The organism is Pseudomonas sp. P7779, from assembly GCF_013386315.1.
GTDB lineage: Bacteria > Pseudomonadota > Gammaproteobacteria > Pseudomonadales > Pseudomonadaceae > Aquipseudomonas.
On record NZ_JACARZ010000003.1, the window covers coordinates 122349 to 141393 of the forward strand.

The 19045-nt window shown below is 62.0% G+C and carries 21 protein-coding genes; 15 read left to right on the forward strand and 6 right to left on the reverse strand.

Going from position 1 to position 19045, the window contains the following annotated elements:
• Window positions 1–51 precede the first annotated feature (51 nt).
• The 8 genes from HX869_RS00945 to HX869_RS00980 all read left to right on the forward strand — a co-directional run bounded on the left by HX869_RS00945 (window position 52) and on the right by HX869_RS00980 (window position 7406).
• Complete coding sequence (locus tag HX869_RS00945; protein WP_004371275.1) at window positions 52–1020, forward strand: GTP 3',8-cyclase MoaA; 969 nt, start codon at window positions 52–54, stop codon at window positions 1018–1020.
• A gap of 75 nt (window positions 1021–1095) precedes the next feature.
• Window positions 1096–1701 (forward strand): DUF4823 domain-containing protein, encoded by a 606-nt coding sequence (locus HX869_RS00950; protein ID WP_063027950.1) that lies wholly within the window; start codon window positions 1096–1098, stop codon window positions 1699–1701.
• Window positions 1702–1718: 17 nt separating this feature from the next.
• Window positions 1719–2279, forward strand: coding sequence for a DUF1285 domain-containing protein (locus tag HX869_RS00955; RefSeq protein WP_102604967.1), 561 nt, complete (start codon window positions 1719–1721; stop codon window positions 2277–2279).
• 70 nt (window positions 2280–2349) lie between these two features.
• On the forward strand, window positions 2350–3063 hold the full coding sequence (locus tag HX869_RS00960) for a GntR family transcriptional regulator (protein ID WP_080673275.1): 714 nt from the start codon (window positions 2350–2352) through the stop codon (window positions 3061–3063).
• Window positions 3060–4061 (forward strand): ADP-ribosylglycohydrolase family protein, encoded by a 1002-nt coding sequence (locus tag HX869_RS00965; protein WP_004371263.1) that lies wholly within the window; start codon window positions 3060–3062, stop codon window positions 4059–4061. Before HX869_RS00960 ends, HX869_RS00965 begins: the two co-directional genes overlap by 4 nt.
• Window positions 4062–4259: 198 nt before the next feature.
• A complete protein-coding gene (locus HX869_RS00970) occupies window positions 4260–5726 on the forward strand; it encodes a cytosine permease (RefSeq protein ID WP_008434943.1) in 1467 nt (488 codons plus the stop codon).
• Entirely contained in the window at window positions 5719–6639 is a 921-nt protein-coding gene (locus HX869_RS00975) for a PfkB family carbohydrate kinase (protein WP_178902606.1), read from the forward strand. Before HX869_RS00970 ends, HX869_RS00975 begins: the two co-directional genes overlap by 8 nt.
• Before the next feature lie 38 nt (window positions 6640–6677).
• The gene (locus HX869_RS00980; RefSeq protein WP_177116814.1) at window positions 6678–7406 is read left to right on the forward strand and encodes a class I SAM-dependent methyltransferase; all 729 of its coding nucleotides are present in this window, start codon (window positions 6678–6680) and stop codon (window positions 7404–7406) included.
• Window positions 7407–7534: 128 nt separating this feature from the next.
• On the opposite strand, the gene HX869_RS00985 is transcribed toward HX869_RS00980, so the two are convergent.
• The 5 genes from HX869_RS00985 to HX869_RS01005 all read right to left on the reverse strand — a co-directional run bounded on the left by HX869_RS00985 (window position 7535) and on the right by HX869_RS01005 (window position 10660).
• Window positions 7535–7915, reverse strand: a complete 381-nt coding sequence (locus HX869_RS00985) for a Rho termination factor N-terminal domain-containing protein (RefSeq protein ID WP_178902607.1) — start codon at window positions 7913–7915, stop codon at window positions 7535–7537.
• A 57-nt stretch (window positions 7916–7972) separates the two neighbouring features.
• Window positions 7973–8239, reverse strand: coding sequence for a hypothetical protein (locus HX869_RS00990; RefSeq protein ID WP_087692767.1), 267 nt, complete (start codon window positions 8237–8239; stop codon window positions 7973–7975).
• 48 nt (window positions 8240–8287) lie between these two features.
• A complete protein-coding gene (locus HX869_RS00995; protein WP_008434934.1) occupies window positions 8288–8635 on the reverse strand; it encodes a hypothetical protein in 348 nt (115 codons plus the stop codon).
• 85 nt (window positions 8636–8720) lie between these two features.
• On the reverse strand, window positions 8721–9914 hold the full coding sequence (locus HX869_RS01000; RefSeq protein ID WP_177081040.1) for an MFS transporter: 1194 nt from the start codon (window positions 9912–9914) through the stop codon (window positions 8721–8723).
• Between the two features lie 86 nt (window positions 9915–10000).
• Complete coding sequence (locus tag HX869_RS01005) at window positions 10001–10660, reverse strand: HD domain-containing protein (RefSeq protein ID WP_178902608.1); 660 nt, start codon at window positions 10658–10660, stop codon at window positions 10001–10003.
• A gap of 112 nt (window positions 10661–10772) precedes the next feature.
• On the opposite strand from HX869_RS01005, the gene HX869_RS01010 reads away from it, so the two are divergent.
• The 6 genes from HX869_RS01010 (at window position 10773) to HX869_RS01035 (ending at window position 16711) form a co-directional block, all read left to right on the forward strand.
• Window positions 10773–11252: a GNAT family N-acetyltransferase gene (locus HX869_RS01010; protein WP_004371239.1), complete on the forward strand. Its 480-nt coding sequence runs from the start codon at window positions 10773–10775 to the stop codon at window positions 11250–11252.
• Window positions 11253–11401: 149 nt separating this feature from the next.
• Window positions 11402–12223 (forward strand): SDR family oxidoreductase, encoded by an 822-nt coding sequence (locus HX869_RS01015; protein WP_004371237.1) that lies wholly within the window; start codon window positions 11402–11404, stop codon window positions 12221–12223.
• Between the two features lie 31 nt (window positions 12224–12254).
• Complete coding sequence (locus tag HX869_RS01020) at window positions 12255–13235, forward strand: substrate-binding domain-containing protein (RefSeq protein WP_008434927.1); 981 nt, start codon at window positions 12255–12257, stop codon at window positions 13233–13235.
• Entirely contained in the window at window positions 13232–14740 is a 1509-nt protein-coding gene (gene araG, locus HX869_RS01025; RefSeq protein WP_178902609.1) for an L-arabinose ABC transporter ATP-binding protein AraG, read from the forward strand. The genes HX869_RS01020 and araG overlap by 4 nt, the downstream gene beginning before the upstream one ends.
• Before the next feature lie 16 nt (window positions 14741–14756).
• Complete coding sequence (gene araH, locus HX869_RS01030; protein WP_004371231.1) at window positions 14757–15722, forward strand: L-arabinose ABC transporter permease AraH; 966 nt, start codon at window positions 14757–14759, stop codon at window positions 15720–15722.
• A 185-nt stretch (window positions 15723–15907) separates the two neighbouring features.
• Window positions 15908–16711 (forward strand): IclR family transcriptional regulator, encoded by an 804-nt coding sequence (locus HX869_RS01035; protein WP_004371229.1) that lies wholly within the window; start codon window positions 15908–15910, stop codon window positions 16709–16711.
• Between the two features lie 139 nt (window positions 16712–16850).
• On the opposite strand, the gene HX869_RS01040 is transcribed toward HX869_RS01035, so the two are convergent.
• Window positions 16851–17903 carry an NAD(P)-dependent alcohol dehydrogenase gene (locus tag HX869_RS01040; protein WP_177019619.1) on the reverse strand — a complete coding sequence of 351 codons (1053 nt, stop codon included), beginning with the start codon at window positions 17901–17903 and terminating at the stop codon, window positions 16851–16853.
• A 181-nt stretch (window positions 17904–18084) separates the two neighbouring features.
• On the opposite strand from HX869_RS01040, the gene HX869_RS01045 reads away from it, so the two are divergent.
• A complete protein-coding gene (locus tag HX869_RS01045; protein ID WP_004371227.1) occupies window positions 18085–18975 on the forward strand; it encodes an AraC family transcriptional regulator in 891 nt (296 codons plus the stop codon).
• Window positions 18976–19045: the final 70 nt, after the last annotated feature.

Below are 19045 nucleotides of genomic sequence, written 5' to 3' on the forward strand. Positions count from 1 at the left end.
TTTTTCAGTCAGGTTTTAGTGCGCCCGAATTATCCTCTGCCGGAGTGATCCATGATCGTTGATCGTCAAGGCAGGCGATTCCGCAATTTGCGGATCAGCCTGACCTCAGCCTGCAATTACGCCTGTACCTACTGCGTGCCCAACGGCAAGCGGCTGGTGGCTGCGCAGGACGAACTGTCGGCCGAGGCGATGGCGCGGGGTGTCGAGTACCTGATCGAGGCCGCCGGCATCGAGCGCCTGCGGATTACCGGCGGTGAACCGTTGGTCAGCCCCAAGCTGGAAGCCTTCATGGGCGCGGTGGGGCAGATGGGGCTCAGTGATATCAGCCTGACCACCAACGGCCAACTGCTGGCGCGCAAACTGCCGCTGCTGGTGGACGCCGGGATTCGCCGGATCAACGTGTCCCTCGACACCCTGGACGCCGACGCCTTCCGCAGCATCGCTCGCGGTGGCGACCTGGCCACCGTGCTCGATGGCATGGACCAGGCGAGCGCCGCCGGAATCAAGATCAAGGTCAACATGGTGCCGCTGCGCGGCCAGAACCTCGACCAGGTGATGCCGCTGCTCGACTACTGCCTGGAGCGTGGCTACGAGTTGCGCTTTATCGAATTGATGCGCATGGGCCACCTCGCCAACGATTCCAACGCGTTCCTGCAGCAATTCGTCAGCCTTCAGCAATTGCTCAGCCTGATCGGCGAACAGTACGAATACCTGCAAGCCAACGCCCCGGTGGACGCCACTGCCGTGCGCTACGAAGTGCCCGGCAAAGGTTTCTTCGGTGTCATTGCCAACGAAAGCGTGCCGTTCTGCCGGACCTGTTCGCGTTTGCGCCTGTCGTCCACTGGCTGGCTGCATGGCTGCCTGTCGTCGAGCAACCGCCACTACGTCGGCGACCTGCTGGACAAACCCCGCCACCAGGCCCTGCCGGCCTTGCAGCGCTTGTTGGTCAAGGCCTTGGGTGACAAGCAGGAAGTGGCCTTCTCCGGCGGCGCCACCATCATGAAGATCATCGGCGGCTAGTCTCGCAAGCTGGCGCAAAATCTGCATCTCGTGCCCATTCGCCGGTTTTCCGTCACCGGCCTCTGGAGAATTAGGATGCGTAGTCTGGTTTTGGTGCTGGCGTCACTCGCGCTGGGTGGCTGCATGACCGTCAGTGATATGGCCGAAGGCACGCGCTATCAGATGAGCGATGCCGGGCTGCTGGACCACAGCGATACTCGCCGCGTCAATTCGGTCCGCATACAGCCGGACTCCTTCGTCTTCATCGCCCAGGGCGCCTTCACCCCGCCGGGCAGTGCTTATCCACGGCCTAACGTGGTGGCCGAGGAAGCCTTCAACGGCTTTGTCGAATATTTCCCGATGGTCCGCCGCGCCCGCAAGCCGGAAGGCCTAGAGCAGGCGATGTCGGAAGCCCGCGCGGCGGGTGCGCATTACCTGCTGTACTGCCGCTTCGCCCAGGCGGATGACCGTATCGGCAACGCCGATGAATGGTCTGACCAGGAGGCGGTGGATCGCCTGGGTATCGACACCGGAACCATCCAGGTCATGTTGATCGAGACCAGTACCCAGTATTTGATTGATACTGTGCGCATCCATAGCCGTGGCGGTTTACTGACGTTCCACGACAACAAGCCAGATGACCTGATCGGCAAGCCCCTGGCGCACTACGCGCGCAGCCTGTTGGGCATGAGCGATCAGTAAGACACAAGGAGAGCAGCATGACCGATTCGGCCAAGGCCAATGAGTTGTTGGCGCAATTGCCCAAGGGCAAGGGGCCCGCGCCGGTGCATCTGTGGAACCCGGCGTTTTGCGGCGATATCGACATGCGCATCGCCCGCGACGGCACCTGGTTCTACATGGGCACACCGATTGGCCGCAAGCCGATGGTCAAGCTGTTCTCCAATATCATTCGCCGCGATGGCGATGATTATTTCCTGATCACCCCGGTGGAAAAGGTCGGGATCAAGGTCGATGACGCGCCCTTTGTCGCCGTGACCCTGGAAGTCGAAGGGCAGGGCGAGAGCCAAGTCCTGCGCTTTACCACCAATGTCGATGAACAGGTCGAAGCCGGTATCGAACATCCGCTGCGGGTGATGATTGACCCGGAAACCCAGGAACCCTCGCCGTACCTGCGGGTGCGCACCAACCTCGAAGCCTTGGTCCATCGCAATGCGTTCTATCAGTTGGTGGAGTTGGCGGTGACCCGTCCGATCAACGGTAAGAACTGGCTTGGCGTCTGGAGCGGCGGGGTATTTTTCCCCATCGGCCTGGAGCCCTGAGGCTGATTTCTCGCTCTCCCTGAAATAAATCGCTTGCTGTAGCCGGGCGCTTTCGGTTATCAATTTGTACATGATTAGACATGTCCGATTTGATAAGAAAAAACGCGTCGTCGACGAGCTGATCCGCCGTATCGAGGGTGGAGTGATGGCTGACGGTGTCCTGCTGCCGGGCGAGCACCAACTGGCCGAAGAGTTTTCCGTCAGCCGCGGCACCCTGCGTGAAGCCCTGGCCGAACTCAAGCGCCGCAGCTACATCGCCACCCAAAGCGGTGTCGGCTCCATCGTCACCTTCGACGGCATGGTGCTCGACCAGCGCAGCGGCTGGGCCCAAGCCCTGGCCGACACCGGCGCGGTGGTGACCTCCGAAATCCTGCGCCTGGAAGCCGTCACCCGTCCGGACCTGCTCAGCCGTCACGGCAGCGACCAATTCATCGCCCTCGACCGCCGCCGTCGCGCTGCCGACGGCACGTTCGTGTCCCTGGAGCGCTCGCTGATGCCGGCCTCGGGTGGCCTGGAAAGCCTGCCGCAAGTCGGCCTGATCGATAATTCCCTGACCATCACCCTGGCGGCCTATGGCTATGTCGGCGCCACCGGCAACCAATGGATCGGTGCCGAGCCTCTGAACGAAGAAGACGCCCAGCTCCTGGGGCGCCCGGTGGGCACGGTGTTCCTCAAGGCCCTGCGCACCACCTACGACCGCCAGGACCGCTTCATGGAATCCGTCGAAAGCCTGCTCGACCCTCTGCATTTCCGCTTGCACCTTCAATTTGGAACACCGACATGACCGCCACCACCCGCGCCCTCGGCGCCTTCTACGGCCTGGCCTTGGGCGATGCGTTGGGCATGCCCACCCAGTCCCTGAGCCGCGAGCAGGTCAAGGCGCGTTTCGGCGCGATCACCGGCCTGGAAGATGCCGACGCCGATCAGCCGATCGCGCCGAACATGCCCAAGGGCTCGATCACCGATGACACCGAACAGGCGATCCTCGTCGGCCAGTTGCTGGTGGACGGGCAGGGCAGGATTGAACCCACCGAACTCGCCCAACGTTTGATCGACTGGGAAGCGGTGATGCGCGCCAAGGGTTCCCAGGATTTGCTGGGCCCCTCGACCAAACGGGCGATCGACATGATCCTGGCGGGCCATACCCCGGAAGAGTCCGGGCGCTACGGCACCACCAACGGCGCCGCCATGCGCATCACCCCGGTGGGCATCGCGGCGGACGTCAACGACCCGGCGCAGTTTATCCAGGCGGTGATCCAGGCGTGCCAGGTCACCCATAACACCAACCTGGGCATCTCCAGCGCGGCGGCGGTGGCGGCGGTGGTTTCCGCCGGGATCAACGGCGTCGATCTGGGCGAAGCGCTGAACATCGGCACGCAGATCGCCCAGCAGGCGGAAAACCACGGCCACTGGATTGCCGGCGGGCGCATCGCCACCCGCATCAGTTGGGCGCGCACCTTGAGTGTCGACAGCGGCGACAAGGCGCTGTTTACCGACCTGCTTTACGAATTGATCGGCACCTCCGTGGCATCCCAGGAATCGGTGGTCGTGTCGTTTGCCCTCGCGCAGCAAGTCGCGGTGGGTGAAATGAACGCCATCGAAGCCCTGTGCATGGCCGCCAGCCTCGGCGGCGACACCGACACCATCGCCGCGATTCTCGGCGCGATGCTCGGTGCGTGCCTGGGGATGCAGTGCTGGCCTGAGGCGATGATCGAACAGGTCAAGCAGGTCAACCGCCTGGACCTGGAACCCTTGGTCCAAGGCCTGCTCGAGCTGCGCTGAGCACCGCAGATCGAAAAATGTGGGAGCTGGCTTGCCTGCGATAGCGGTCGATCAGTTGATGAATCATCGACTGACACCACGCTATCGCAGGCACGCCAGCTCCCACACTGATCCAGTCGAGTCAGGATGACCGGCACACAGATTCAACTTGCCAACCTGCCACAACCACAAAAAAACAGGCATCAGGAGCACCCCACCATGAGTACGTCCTCTTCCGGCCAAAGCGCCGGGCAATTGGAAACACGCGGCATCGAGCCGGTCCCGGAAGGCGAGTGCAACGGCCATCCGCTGCAACTGTTCTGGGTCTGGTTTGCGGCCAACATCAGCATCCTCGGCTTGCCCCTGGGCGCGACCCTCGTAGCGTTTCGCGGCCTGGCGATCTGGCAGGCAATCATCGTGGCGATCCTCGGCGCCGCCGGCTCGTTTGCGGTGGTGGGCATCATCTCCATCGCCGGCCGTCGTGGCCGTGCACCGAGCCTGACCCTGTCCCGGGCGATCTTTGGCGTACGCGGCAATATCGGCCCGACCCTGGTGTCGCTGATGTCGCGCCTCGGCTGGGAAACCGTCAACACCACTACGGCTGCGTTCGTGCTGTTGTCGTTGTGCTCGATCCTGTTCAATTCGCCGGTTGCCGCCAAAAGCGCTCCGGTACTGACCCTGCTGTTCATCGGCATCTTCGTGCTGCTGACCCTCGCCGTGTCGGGCCTGGGCCATGCCACCTTGCTGGTGATCCAGAAGTGGGCCACCTACGTATTCGGCGCACTAAATATCCTGGTGGGCGGTTTCCTCTGCGCCACCATCGACTGGAGCGCGGTATTCAACGCCACGCCTGCGCCGTTGAGCGCGATGATCATCGGCGTCGGCACCATGGCCGCCGGTACCGGTATCGGCTGGGCCAACGCCGGTGCCGACATGTCGCGCTACCAGCACCGCAGCGTCAAGGCCGTGCGCCTGGTGGCCTCCGCGGCATTCGGTGCGGGGATTCCGCTGGTGCTGTTGATCACCCTCGGCGGTTTGCTGTCGGTGGGCAACAACGACCTGGCGTCGGCCACTGACCCGATCATCGCGATCCGCGACATGCTGCCGACCTGGATGGCGGTGCCGTACCTGATCACCGCGTTTGGCGGGCTGTTGCTGTCGAATAACCTGTCGGTGTACTCGGCGGGGCTCACCACCTTGACCCTCGGCTTGAAGGTCAAGCGCGTACACGCGGTGATCGTCGACATCGTCGCGATCTTCGCCGGTTCGATCTACTTCATGCTGATCGCCGACAGTTTCTACGGCCCGTTCATCACCTTCATCTCGTTGCTGGCGGTACCGATCACCGCCTGGGTCGGGATCTTTGTCGTCGACCTGATTCATCGCCACTACTACAGCCCCAAAGACCTGCTGGACGTAACGCCAAGCAGCGCCTACTGGTACCGTGGCGGAGTTGAATGGCGTGCGTTCGGCGCCTGGGCGATTGCGATCGTGCTGGGCTTCAGCTTCACCACCATCGGCACCACGGCCGAGAATATCTGGTTCGCCGGTCCGCTGTCCGATTCGTGGCTGGGCCACAACGGCCTGGGCTGGATCGTCACCTTCCTGGTGGCCGGCGGGATTTATGCGGTACTGGGTGGCGCGGCTGATCGTCGTCCGGCTTTGGTAGAGAGCGCTAATGTCTAGATTGCTGCACAGCGGCCAGGTCATCGTCGACCTGGTCATGTCCCTCGACACATTGCCCGCCACCGGCGGCGATGTATTGGCCAACTCCGCCAGCTTCGAAGCCGGCGGTGGCTTCAACGTGATGGCCGCGGCCCGACGCAATGGCTTGCCGGTGGTCTACCTGGGCCGCCATGGCACCGGCCGCTTCGGCGACCTGGCGCGCGCGGCGATGCAGGCCGAGGGCATTGAAATGGCCTTGGCCGCCAGCGACGACAAGGACACCGGCCTGTGTGTGTCCCTGACCGAAGCCACCACCGAGCGTACCTTCATTTCCCATATCGGCGCTGAGGGTGACTTGCTCGCGCAAGACCTGGCCAATGCGGTACCACGCGACGACGACTACGTGTACGTCAGCGGCTACAGCCTGCTGCTGGAAGGCAAGGCCCAGGCGTTGCTCGATTGGCTGTTGGCGTTGCCGCGCGAGATCAAGGTGGTGTTCGATCCGGGCCCGCTGGTGAAGGCACCGGACTCGGCCTTGATGGTCGCCCTGTTGCCGCGTATCGATATCTGGACCAGCAACGGTCCGGAAGCGCTGGCCTTTACCGGCGCGAGCGATCTGGCGGGGGCATTGCTCAAGCTCAACGAGCACTTGCCCGCCGACACCTTGCTGGTGGTGCGCGATGGACCGAATGGCTGCTGGATCAGCCGCAATGGCCAGGCCGAGCATGTGCCGGGATTCAAGGTCAAGGCGGTGGACAGCAACGGTGCCGGCGATGCTCACGCCGGGGTGTTTATCGCTGGCCTGGCCAATGGTTTGGCGCCAGCTGTCGCGGCACGTCGCGCGAACGCGGCGGCGGCCTTGGCGGTCACGCGCTGGGGGCCGGCCACCTCACCGGGCATGGCTGAAGTGGATGCGTTGTTGAGCGAGGGCTGATTCGGCAGAATAGTCGCCATTCAGCACGGAGCAGCGTCATGACTCAGAACATCTACGACACCGAGGTTTTCTTCGAGGGCTACAGCAAAATGGGCCGCTCGGTAGAAGGCCTCGCCGGCGCGCCGGAGTGGCCGGCGTTGCAATCCATGCTGCCGCCGATGCCAGGGTTGAAAGTGGTGGACCTGGGTTGCGGCTACGGCTGGTTCAGTCGCTGGGCGCAGGAGCAGGGCGCCGAACAGGTGCTGGGGCTGGATGTCTCGCAAAAGATGCTGGCGCGGGCAAAGGAGATGACCTCGTCGTCGGCCATCACCTACGCCATTGCCGACCTGGAAAAACTCGAGCTGCCTGACGCCACTTTCGACCTGGCCTATAGCTCATTGGCTTTCCATTACATCGTCGATCTTAAGGGCCTGTTCGCGCGTATCCATCAAGCGTTGGTCCCGGGCGGGCGGTTGGTGTTTTCCATCGAGCACCCGATTTTCATGGCGCCCCGGCAACCGGGCTGGCTGATTGATGAGCAAGGGCGCAAGAGCTGGCCGGTGGACAGCTACCAGTTGCAAGGACCACGGGTGACAAACTGGCTGGCGGAGGGTGTGATCAAGCAACATCGCACCGTGGGCACGTTGCTGACGCTGTTGATCCAGGCGGGGTTTACCCTGACTCATGTCGACGAGTGGGGCCCGAGCGAAGCGGACCTGAAAGCCCGCCCCGCACTGGCAGAAGAGCTTGAACGCCCAATGATGCTACTGGTGGCCGCCCACCGCTGATTCCTTGGGTGAAAACCCGACCAAAAATGTGGGAGCGGGCTTGCTCGCGAATGCGGTGGCTCAGCCAATGAATCTGGCACTGATACACCGCTTTCGCGAGCAAGCCCGCTCCCACATTTTGTTCCGCGTTAACCGGCCTTTTTCAGCGCCTCAATCAACTCATCCTTGCGCATGGTCGAGCGCCCGGGAATGTCCTTGGCACGCGCTTCTCTCAGCAAGCTTTCCTTGGTCTGCGTACCCAGCGAAACCCTGCTGTTACGCGGATGCCCCTCACGGCTGGCAGCAGCCCGCTTGGCCGACTCATGCCGGTCCAGGGACTTCTTTGCCGGCGCCTTGCGCTGGCCTGAACCGCCGGCCTTTTCGCCGCCGCCAGACTGCTTGTTGACGGTGGCCCAGGCCCGCGCCTCGGCTTCTTCTTTCGACAAGCCCTGGTGCTCATAACTCTCTTCGATATGGGCGGCCTTGCGCTTCTGTTCGGTGGTGTATTTGGCTTTGCTTCCACGAGGCATTGCGATACTCCTTCTGGCCCTCATACAAGATACAAGGGCCAGACCAGGCAAGGTGTGTTATTGGCTCGCTTCGCTTTCAAGCTTGCGAGCCGCTTCCACGCCGGACGCGGTGAGCTTGATCGGCAGGTTCAGCGAATGTTCACCGGCATCGTTGCAGGTCACATGGCCTTCCTTGATCCACCCGCGGTCCTGCAAGGTGGCCAAGGCGCTGGCCACCACTTTTTCACCTCGGTAGTTGTCCAGCACTTCTTTGCCCAACCCACTGGGATGAGCGTGGAGCAGACGGGTGAGGACTTCTTTTTCAAGGTTGTGATCGACGTTCATGCATACCTCTTCACTGGGAAATGGTTGGGTGTTCGTCTTTCTTGCGCATTAAGGCGCGGGCTGTTTTGGCGCGCCGGGGATGTTGGAGTCATCGCCTTTATTGATCGAGGGCGAAGTGGCACCTGGTCCCATTTTGCCGTTGGGCACCGCACCGCTGTTGCGATTGGTGTCGTCGCCCTGGGTGCGTGGGTCCCTGCTGTTGTCGATGATGGCGCCGCCGTTGGTGTCCATGCCGGTACCCATCGAGTCCTTCGACTCCTGGGCGGCCGGGTTGGGCGGGCTACCGACAGGGTCGGTCGGGCCGGTGCTGGAACCTGTGGAGGCGGCAAAGCTGCTCAGCGAAACAGCAGACAGCAAACCGGTGAGGGCGAGGGCGGCAAATTTGGAAGTCGTCATGATGGTGTCTCCATATGATTAATGTCCTTACCTGATATTGGTCCGCCCTCGTTTGTGATTCGTGCCTCGATACCGACGAACGGTCTTAGGTCGCTTGTAAGATTTTGTGTGACGAGATTCGGCGCCAGATCAACCGCGCCACCGTGATCAGCCAATTGAGCAGCGCCACCGCCAGTACGCTCATCAACAGGGTCGGCATGCCGTATTCGACGATGACCTTGCCCGCCAGCAGCGGGAAACCGAACACCCCGATAAAGTACGCCAGGCTGAACAGCAGCAACGCCTGGGAGGTGGTGCCGGCGGGTGCCTCGTTGGCGGCCAAACCATTGATCACCGAATACGTCAGGCCGTAACCGACGCCCAGGGTGACGGCTGCCAGCAGGTAGCTGTAGTTGCCGCTGACTCTGAACCCGAACAGGAAAATCGACACCAGCATCAACCCCGACAACACACACGCCGCCCAATACGGATCACGCTTGACCACGATGCCGGCGATCAGCAGGCGGCTGGTAATCGCCGCACTCATGAAGCCCAGGAAGAACAGCGAATAGTCCAGCCCGTGCAACGCCGCGTAGCTGGTCTGGAAACTCGACAGCCCGCCAAACACGCAACCGCCGAGGCCCACCATGATGATCGCGAACACCGCTTTCGATGACAGCACCTGGCGCGTGGCCGACCAGGAAATCTTCGCCACCGGCGCGGTGTGTTGACTCAGCGCGCGACCCAGTCGCCAGAAAATCAGCACACCCACCAGGCTCGCCAGCGCTGCTATATGAAAGGCCGCCGTCAGCGAAAAATCCAGGGCACTTGCCGCCCGCCCCAGCAGTGGCCCGGAGCCGATTCCGGTCATCATGCTGCCCGACAGCAGGGCAAAATACTTGGCCCGTTGCGCCGGTTCCACCAGCATCGCGACGATGATCGGCCCCAACGTGTAGAACACGCCCCAGCCCAATCCCAACGACAAGCCAAAAAGCATCAAGCCCTCGCCGAACCCCGGCGCCAGCGCAAAGCCCAGGCACGCCACCACCAGCAATACGCCGAGCAGGGCGATCGACCTGGCAGCCCCCAGCAGGTCGGCCAGATGCCCGGAAACCAGCACCGCCACAAAGGTGCTGAGCATCGCCATGGAGATCACGCTGCCGGCGTCGTGTTCGTTGCCGCCGCGCGAATGGATCAGCAGCGACAGCAAGAATGTCGAGCCATAGGACAGGGAAAGCAGGTAGCTGGCGAGGCAGAAAAGGGCGAACAGTTTTCCGCCGACGGCAGGTGAGGCGTGCATGGAAGAGCCTTGCATCTGTTGGATTTATGCCCAACTTTTTACCATGCACGGCACGTGGGATTGTTCTGTGGTTCGCGGTGCTTGCGTTAGCCCGCAGCGGAGTATGGTGTGCCGATTTCTTCGATGAACAGATCCATGAATCCCTTCAGCCGTTCATGGCGCGCCAGGGCCATGCGTTGCCCCGTCGGCGTCTGAAATCCGCCCGCCAGATGCAGCAGCTTGGTCTGGAAATGGTCGAGGCAAAAGCGCTTGTCGTTGTACTCACGGCGCTGTGCCGTTGGGTCTGCCGGATCATACAGCCCGCTGCCCATGCGCCCGGCGATGTAAAACGTGCGGGCCACGCCGATCATGCCCAGGGAATCCAAGCGGTCGGCATCCTGCATAATCTTTGCTTCAAGCGTCACCGGCGTCAGGCCCGCCGAAAAACTGTGAGTCTCGATGGCATGCGTCACCGCTGCAATCGTCTCGGGCTGCCACGCCAGCCCCTGCAAAATCTGCCCGGCCTTGTCCGCCGCCAATGTTGAGGCCTTGGAACGCAACGGCGAATTCTTCTCCACCGCGACGCAGTCATGGAGCAGCACCGCCGCCAGCAGCACCTCCAGATCGCCACCTTCCTCTGCCTGGATCGACCGCACGTTGTGCCACACCCGTTGCAAGTGGGACAGGTCGTGGGCGCCGTCTTCGGAAGGCTCAAGGGCGTGAGGCAATAACGTCGCGGCGAGGTCGGTCAAGGGCGTGAAGGGCATGGGGGTTCTCAAAGGTCGATGGCCTGCAGGTTAGCCGTGAATCAAATTGCACTGCAATCGGTCATTAAAGCGCCTTAGTATGTGTGCTCTCTTTCCCTGACAAGGCCTGCCCATGACCATCGAGATTCGCCCCGCCGTGCCCAGCGATGCTGCGCAGATCCTGACCTTCATCACCGAGCTGGCCGACTATGAAAAAGCCCGGCACGAAGTGATCGCCAGCGTGGTGGACATCGAGCGCAGCCTGTTCAGTGAAGGTGCCACCGCCCACGGCCTGATCTGCCTGCGCGACGGTTTGCCGATCGGCTTTGCGGTGTTTTTTTTCAGCTATTCCACGTGGCTGGGCAGCAACTGCCTGTACCTCGAAGACCTGTACATCAACCCCGAGCAACGCGGTGGCGGGGCGGGCAAGAAGTTGCTGCGCCACCTGGCGAAAATCGCCTGTGACAACGGCTGCGGGCGTTTCGAGTGGAGCGTGCTGGACTGGAACGAGCCGGCCATCGCGTTCTACAAATCCATCGGTGCCCAGCCCCAGGAAGAGTGGGTACGCTACCGCATGGAAGGCGACGCCCTGAGGGATTTCGCACAGGGTTAAGTGTGCATAAAGGACCGGCTTTTAAAGCCGGTTTTTTTATATATTTGCTCACTATATGGGATGATAATTTATATATTGAGATATTCAGGTTTCTGGGTTTATAGTCTTGCGCATCAGCACTCACTACCAAAAACAAAACAGGTGAAGCGATGCAGGCACAACCGTTGTCGTTACCTCCGGTGCCCGAGCCGACGTACGGCGAGCGACTGAAGAACAAAGTCGTGGTCATCACCGGTGCCGCCCAAGGCATTGGCGAGGCTATCGTCGCCTGCTTCCAGGCTCAGCAGGCGCGCCTGGTGATCGGTGATATCCAGGGCGAGAAGGTCGAGCAGGTCGCCGCCCACTGGCGCGAACACGGCGCCGAGATCTACGCACAACCTGTCGACATCACTTCCAAGGATCAATGGCGCGCCCTGGTGGACGTCGCTATCGAACGCTTTGGCCGCGTCGATGTGCTGGTCAATTGCGCCGGCGTCAACGTGTTCCGCGACCCGCTGGAAATGACCGACGAAGACTGGCGCCGCTGCTTCGCCATCGACCTCGACGGCGCCTGGTACGGCTGCCGTACCGTGTTGCCGCACATGATCGAGCAAGGCATCGGCAACATCATCAACATCGCCTCCACCCACTCCAGCCACATCATTCCCGGCTGCTTCCCGTACCCGGTGGCCAAGCACGGCTTGCTCGGGCTGACCCGCGCCCTGGGCATCGAATACGCGCCCAAGGGCATCCGCGTAAATGCCATCGCGCCGGGCTATATCGAAACCCAACTCAACGTCGATTACTGGAACGGCTTTGCCGACCCGCACGCCGAGCGCCAGCGTGCCTTCGACCTGCACCCGCCCAAGCGCATCGGCCAGCCGATTGAAGTGGCGATGACGGCACTGTTTCTTGCGACCGATGAGGCGCCCTTTATCAATGCCACCTGCCTGATGATCGATGGTGGGCGGTCGGTGATGTACCACGATTAAAACTTTTCCAAATAACAAGAAGAGGTGGTTCATGCTCAAGAAAACACTAGGCACCCTTGCCCTCACGATGGCGCTCAGCGGCCTGGCCTCTGCCGAAGAAGTAAAGATCGGCTTCCTGGTCAAGCAGGCGGAAGAGCCCTGGTTCCAGACCGAATGGGCCTTCGCTGAAAAAGCCGGCAAGGACCATGGTTTCACCGTGATCAAGATCGCCGTGCCCGACGGCGAGAAAACCCTGTCCGCCATCGATACCCTGGCCGCCAACGGCGCCAAGGGTTTCGTGATCTGCCCGCCGGACGTGTCCCTGGGCCCTGCGATCATGGCCAAGGCCAAGCTGAATAACCTCAAAGTGCTGGCGGTAGACGACCGCTTCGTCGACGCCAAGGGCAAGCCCATGGAAGACGTGCCTTACGTCGGCCTGGACGCCTACAAGATCGGCCAGAAACAAGGCGAAGCCATGGCCACCGAAGCCAAGCATCGCAACTGGGACTGGAAGGACACCTACGCCGTCATCAATACCTTCGACGAGCTGGAAACCGGCAAGAAGCGCACCGACGGTTCGGTAGAAGGCCTCAAGGCCGCCGGCCTGCCGGTTGACCATATCCTGTTCACCGCGCAGAAAACCCTCGACGTGCCGGGCGCCATGGACTCCACCAACTCGGCCCTGGTGAAACTGCCCAGCGGCGCGAAAAACCTGCTGATTGGCGGCATGAACGACAGCACCGTACTGGGCGGCGTACGCGCCACCGAAAGCGCCGGCTTCAAGGCCACAAACGTGATTGGCGTGGGCATCAACGGCACCGACGCCATCGAAGAACTGAAGAAATCCGACACCGGTTTCTACGGCTCGATGCTGCTCAGCCCCGATGCGTCCGGCTATAAAACTGCGACCTCGATGTTCGAGTGGGTGACCAAAGGCACTGAGCCTGCCAAGTTCACCGCACTGGATAACGTGACCCTGATCACCCGCGCCAACTTCAAGGAAGAGTTGAGCAAGATCGGTCTGTGGAAATGAACAGCGCCGCTGCAGAGAGCCTGCGCTTCAACGGCATCGGCAAGGAGTTTCCCGGGGTGAAGGCCCTGGCGCAGATCAGCTTCGAAGCGCGGCCCCATTCGGTGCATGCGCTGATGGGCGAGAACGGCGCGGGCAAGTCGACCTTGCTGAAAATCCTCGGCGGTTTTTATCCGCCCAACAGCGGCAGCTTGCAGTTGGGCGAACGCAGCGTGAGTTTCAAGTCGGCGGCCGACAGCATCGCCAGCGGCATCGCAGTGATTCACCAGGAGCTGCAACTGGTGCCGGAAATGACCGTCGCCGAGAACCTGCTGCTGGGGCATATGCCGTCGCGCTTTGGCGTGGTCAATCGCGGGGCGATGGTGCGCAAGGCACGGGAACTGCTCAAGGGCCTGGCGGATGAAATCGATCCGAACATGCGCCTGGGCAGCCTGTCCCTCGGCCAGCGGCAACTGGTGGAAATCGCCAAGGCCATGTCGCGCAACGCCCATGTGATTGCGTTCGACGAACCCACCAGCAGCCTCTCGGCCCGTGAGATCGAGCGGCTGATGGTGATCATCGCCCGGCTGCGGGATGAAGGCCGGGTGATCCTCTACGTGTCGCACCGCATGGAGGAGGTGTTCCGCATTTGCGACGCGGTGACGGTGTTCAAGGACGGGCGCTTCGTGCGCACGTTCGAGGACATGACGCAGTTGAGCGTCGACCAGTTGGTCAACTGCATGGTCGGGCGCGATATCCAGGATATCTACGACTACCGGCCGCGCGAGCACTGCGGTGAAGCGCTGCGAGTCGAAGGTTTGCTCGGGCCGGGGTTGCAGGAACCGGTGAGCCTGCAGGTGAACAAGGGCGAGATTCTCGGGCTGTTCGGCCTGGTGGGGGCCGGGCGTACAGAGTTGTTGCGCCTGCTCGCCGGGCTGTCCCGCAGCACCCAGGGGACCCTGGTGCTGCATGGCCAGGCGCAGACGTTCAAGACACCACGGGATGCGATTGCGGCGGGGGTGTTGCTCTGCCCCGAAGACCGCAAGAAGGAAGGCATCGTGCCCCGCGCGAGTGTTGCGGAGAACATCAATATCAGTGCGCGGCGTGACCATGCGCGCTTCGGCTGGCTGATCCAGGGCGGCTGGGAACGCACCAACGCCCAGCGGCAGATCAGCGCGCTGAACGTGCGCACGCCGTCGGCGGACCAGCCGATTCTGTTCCTGTCGGGCGGTAACCAGCAGAAGGCAATTCTCGGCCGCTGGTTGTCGATGCCGATGAAAGTGTTGCTGCTGGACGAGCCGACCCGCGGCATCGATATCGGTGCCAAGTCGGAGATCTACCAGATCATTCACAACCTGGCGGCCAGTGGCATCGCGGTGATCGTGGTATCCAGCGACCTGATGGAAGTGATGGGCATCTCCGACCGCATCCTGGTGATGAGCGAAGGCGCCCTGACCGGCGAATTGACCCGCGATCAAGCGGACGAAGCACGGCTGCTGCAACTGGCTCTTCCGCGTACGCGGGACTGAAGAATACGAGGTGGGTATGTCACAGGTAAAAACTGCAAGAAGCTTCTGGCCGGGGTTCAACCAGCGCAAGTTTCTCGATGATTGGGTCATGCTGCTGGCGGCCTTGAGCATCTTTGTGCTCAGCGCCATCTTCATCGACAACTTCCTCTCGCCGCTGAACATGCGTGGCCTGGGTCTGGCGATTTCCACTGTGGGGATTGCGGCCTGCACCATGCTGTTTTGCCTGGCGTCGGGGCACTTCGACTTGTCGGTGGGTTCGGTGATCGCCTGTTCGGGCGTGGTGGCGGGGATCGTGATTCGCGACACCGACAGCGTGTTCTTCGGCGTGTCGGCGGCGTTGGCCATGGGCCTGGTGGTGGGACTGATCAACGGCATCGTGATCGCCAAGCTGCGGATCAACGCGTTGATCACGACGCTGGCGACGATGCAGATCGTGCGTGGGCTGGCGTATATCTTTTCCAACGGCAAGGCGGTCGGCGTGATGGACGAAAACTTCTTCGTCTTTGGTAACGGCCAGCTGTTTGGCGTGCCGGTGCCAATCGTCATCACCGTGCTGTGCTTTGTGTTTTTTGGCTGGTTGCTGAACTACACCACCTACGGGCGCAACACCATGGCCATCGGCGGCAACCAGGAAGCGGCGCTGTTGGCCGGGGTGAATGTCGACCGCACCAAGATCATCATCTTTGCCGTGCACGGGGTAATCGGCGCGTTGGCCGGGGTGATCCTGGCGTCGCGGATGACCTCGGGGCAACCAATGATTGGCCAGGGGTTCGAGTTGACGGTGATCTCGGCGTGCGTGCTGGGCGGGGTGTCGCTGAGCGGCGGGATCGGGATGATCCGGCATGTGATTGCCGGGGTGCTGATTCTGGCGATCATCGAGAACGCGATGAACCTGAAGAACATCGACACCTTCTACCAATACGTGATTCGCGGCTCGATCCTGCTGTTGGCGGTGATTATCGACCGCATGAAACAGCGATAAAAAGGGCGCCACACGACCAATGTGGGAGCGGGCTTGCTCGCGAAAACGGTGTGTCAGTCAGCCTATGCATTAACTGGAAAACCGCATTCGCGAGCAAGCCCGCTCCCACATTTTGATCTCCTCTGTTTTGCTGGTCCGCATTTGCCATAATGCTCGCCGTTTTCGTACTTCCCAATAGGCCCGATATGCAGGAAAACGCCCAAACTCCCGTCAAAGAAGCCGCGCCCACCGGCACTCAAACCCTGCTTCGTGGCCTGGGCGTGGTGCAGGCAGTGGCGGCCGGTGCGCGGGATCTGAAGGAAATCGCCAAGCGCATCGGCACCACCCGCAGCACCACTCACCGCCTGGCCAGTTGCCTGGTGGAAGAACGCTACCTGCGCGTAGTGCCGCAAGTCGGTTATCTGCTGGGCCCCAAATTGATCGAGCTGGGTTTCCAGGCCCGTGAAGAACTGCCTTTGGTCAGCCTGGCAGTGCCGTATCTGGACGAGTTGTCGGCGTTGACCGGCGATACCATCCACCTGGCTATTCGCGAATACGACGACGTGCTGTACCTGCACAAGAACCCTGGCCGCAACGGCCCGGAAATGCGCTCGCGCGTCGGCCATCGCATGCCGCTGGCGCGCACCGGGATCGGCAAGGCGTTGCTGCTGGATGACAGCGTGGAAGAGTGGCAGCGCCTGTATCAGGTCAGCTTGCCGACGGGCGGGAAGAATCTGCAGTGGCCGCAGCACCCCGAGCAATCCTGGGCGCAGTTTGAACAGCGCATGCAGGAATACGTGGCGGGCGGTTATGCGTTCGACCTGGAAGACAACGAACCGTCGATCCGTTGTGTCGCGGCACCGGTGCGCGATGCCAGCCGGCGAATCGTCGCCGGCATCAGCATCGCCAGTACCGTGCCCTACATGCCGCTGGAGAAAATGGCCGAGCTGATCCCTGTGATCAAACAGGTCGCAGCACGGCTGTCAGCGGAGTTGGGCGCGAAGGCCTGATCAGGCCGTGATCGTTCCCACGCTCCGCGTGGGAATGCCGCTTCGGACGCTCCGCGTCCAGCAGGACTTGAGCCCTGCGCAACGGTGACGCAGAGCGTCACAGCATGCGTTCCCACGCAGAGCGTGGGAACGATCATGATCAGGCCTTCAGGGTCGCCATGTCGATCACGAAGCGGTACTTCACATCACCGGCAATCATGCGGGTGTAGGCTTCGTTGATCTGGCGGATGTCGAGCATCTCGATGTCGCAGGTGATGCCGTGCTCGGCGCAGAAATCCAGGACTTCCTGGGTTTCGGCAATCCCACCGATCAACGAACCGGCCAGCACCTTGCGGCCCAGCACCAGCTTGGCAGCGTTGACGGGCGGGTCGACCGGCTCGATCAAACCTACCAGGATGTGCACGCCGTCAAAGCGCAGTACGTCGAGGTAGGGATTCAAGTCGTGCTGCACCGGGATGGTGTCCAGCAGGAAGTCGAAATGCCCGGCAGCGGCTTTCATCTGGGCTTCGTCGGTGGACACGATCACGTGGTCGGCGCCCTGGCGACGGCCTTCTTCAGCCTTGCTCGCGGAGCGGGTGAACAGCGTCACTTCCGCGCCCATGGCCTTGGCGAACTTGATGCCCATATGGCCCAAACCACCCATGCCCAGAACGCCAACCTTGTCGCCAGCCTTCACGCCGTAGTGCTTGAGCGGCGAGTAGGTGGTGATGCCGGCGCAGAGGATCGGCGCGGCGCTGGCCAGGTCGAGCTTGGCCGGGATCTTCACCACGAAGTGCTCGCTGACCACGATGCTGTCGGAGTAGCCGCCCATGGTGTTGCTGCCGTCGACCCGGTCCGGGGTGGCGTAGGTCATGGTCGGGCCTTCGAGGCAGTATTGCTCGAGGTCCGCGTGGCAGGCGTCGCAGTGACGGCAGGAGTCGACCATGCAGCCAACACCCACCAGGTCGCCGACTTTGTGCGCGGTGACGCTGGCGCCGACGGCGGTGACTTTACCGACGATCTCGTGGCCCGGCATCAGCGGGTACACGGCGATGCCCCATTCGTTGCGTGCCTGGTGGATGTCGGAGTGGCAGACGCCGCAGTAGAGAATTTCGATCGCCACGTCATCGACGCGCGGGCTACGGCGTTCGAAGGACATGGGGGCGAGGGGAGTGGTGGCCGATTGAGCGGCATAACCGATGGCGGTGTACATGGAGAAACCTCGCAGGTGCAGTAACAGGTGAGGTGGCGCATTCTCCGCGCCGTGCCTGGGTGCGGCCATGGCGATTGCTCCGAGTCTCATGCCTATTCGTCCGGGAGTGCACCTGGATTGGATCGTTGTGGCGCCAGACCTGCGATGATGGTCTCATCCCCTTTTTCGCGAAGTTTTTGCCATGTTGTTGACCCGCCATGTCGATGCCAATGCCGCGTTGGTTGCCTTGATCGAACCCCTGACACCCCGTGATGGGTTCTCGCCCACGAACCTGCCGGGCGTGCAGGTATTGCGTGCCAGTTGCGATGTGGCGCGGGGCCCGCAGATTTATGAACCGAGTCTGATGATCGTCGCCCAGGGCAGCAAGGTCGCGTACCTGGGCCCGCGTACCCTGGAGTACGGCGCGGGGCATTACCTGATTCAGGCGATGCCGGTGCCGTTCGAATGCGAGACTTTTGCCATGCCGAATGCACCGCTGTTGGGGGTGACGGTGGGCATTGATCGGGTGGTGCTGGGTGAGTTGGTGATGGCGATGGGGATCCAGAGCGGGCCACCGCCAGCGGCGCAAACGTTGGAGTCGATGAGTTCGGTGGTGCTGGACGACGCCATGCGCGGCTGCGTCGAACGCCTGTTGCAGTGCCTGCACGATCCGCTGGAGAGCCGGATCATGGGCCCGGCGCGGGTGCGGGAATTATTGTTCACCGCATTGCGCGGGCCACAGGCGGATGTGTTGCGCGCGCTGGTGGAGCAGCAGGGGCAGTTTTCGCGGGTGGCGACCTCGTTGAATCACCTGCATGCCCATTACGCCGAGCCGCTGAATATCGAGACGTTGGCAGGTTATGCGCACATGAGTGCGTCGACCTTTCACGAACACTTCAAGCGCTGCACGCTGTTGTCGCCGGTGCAGTACCTCAAGCGTTTGCGGTTGCTCAAGGCACAGCAGTTGCTGTTGGTGGAGGGCATGGGCGTGGCGCAGGCGGCCCACAGTGTGGGGTATCAGAGCACGTCGCAGTTCAGCCGGGAGTACAAGCGCTACTTCGAGCGCAGCCCTGGGGATGAGCGGGCGGCGTAACTCTCCCGGGCACAATTCGGTCAAAAATGTGGGAGCGGGCTTGCTCGCGAAAGCGGTGGTTCAGCCAAAA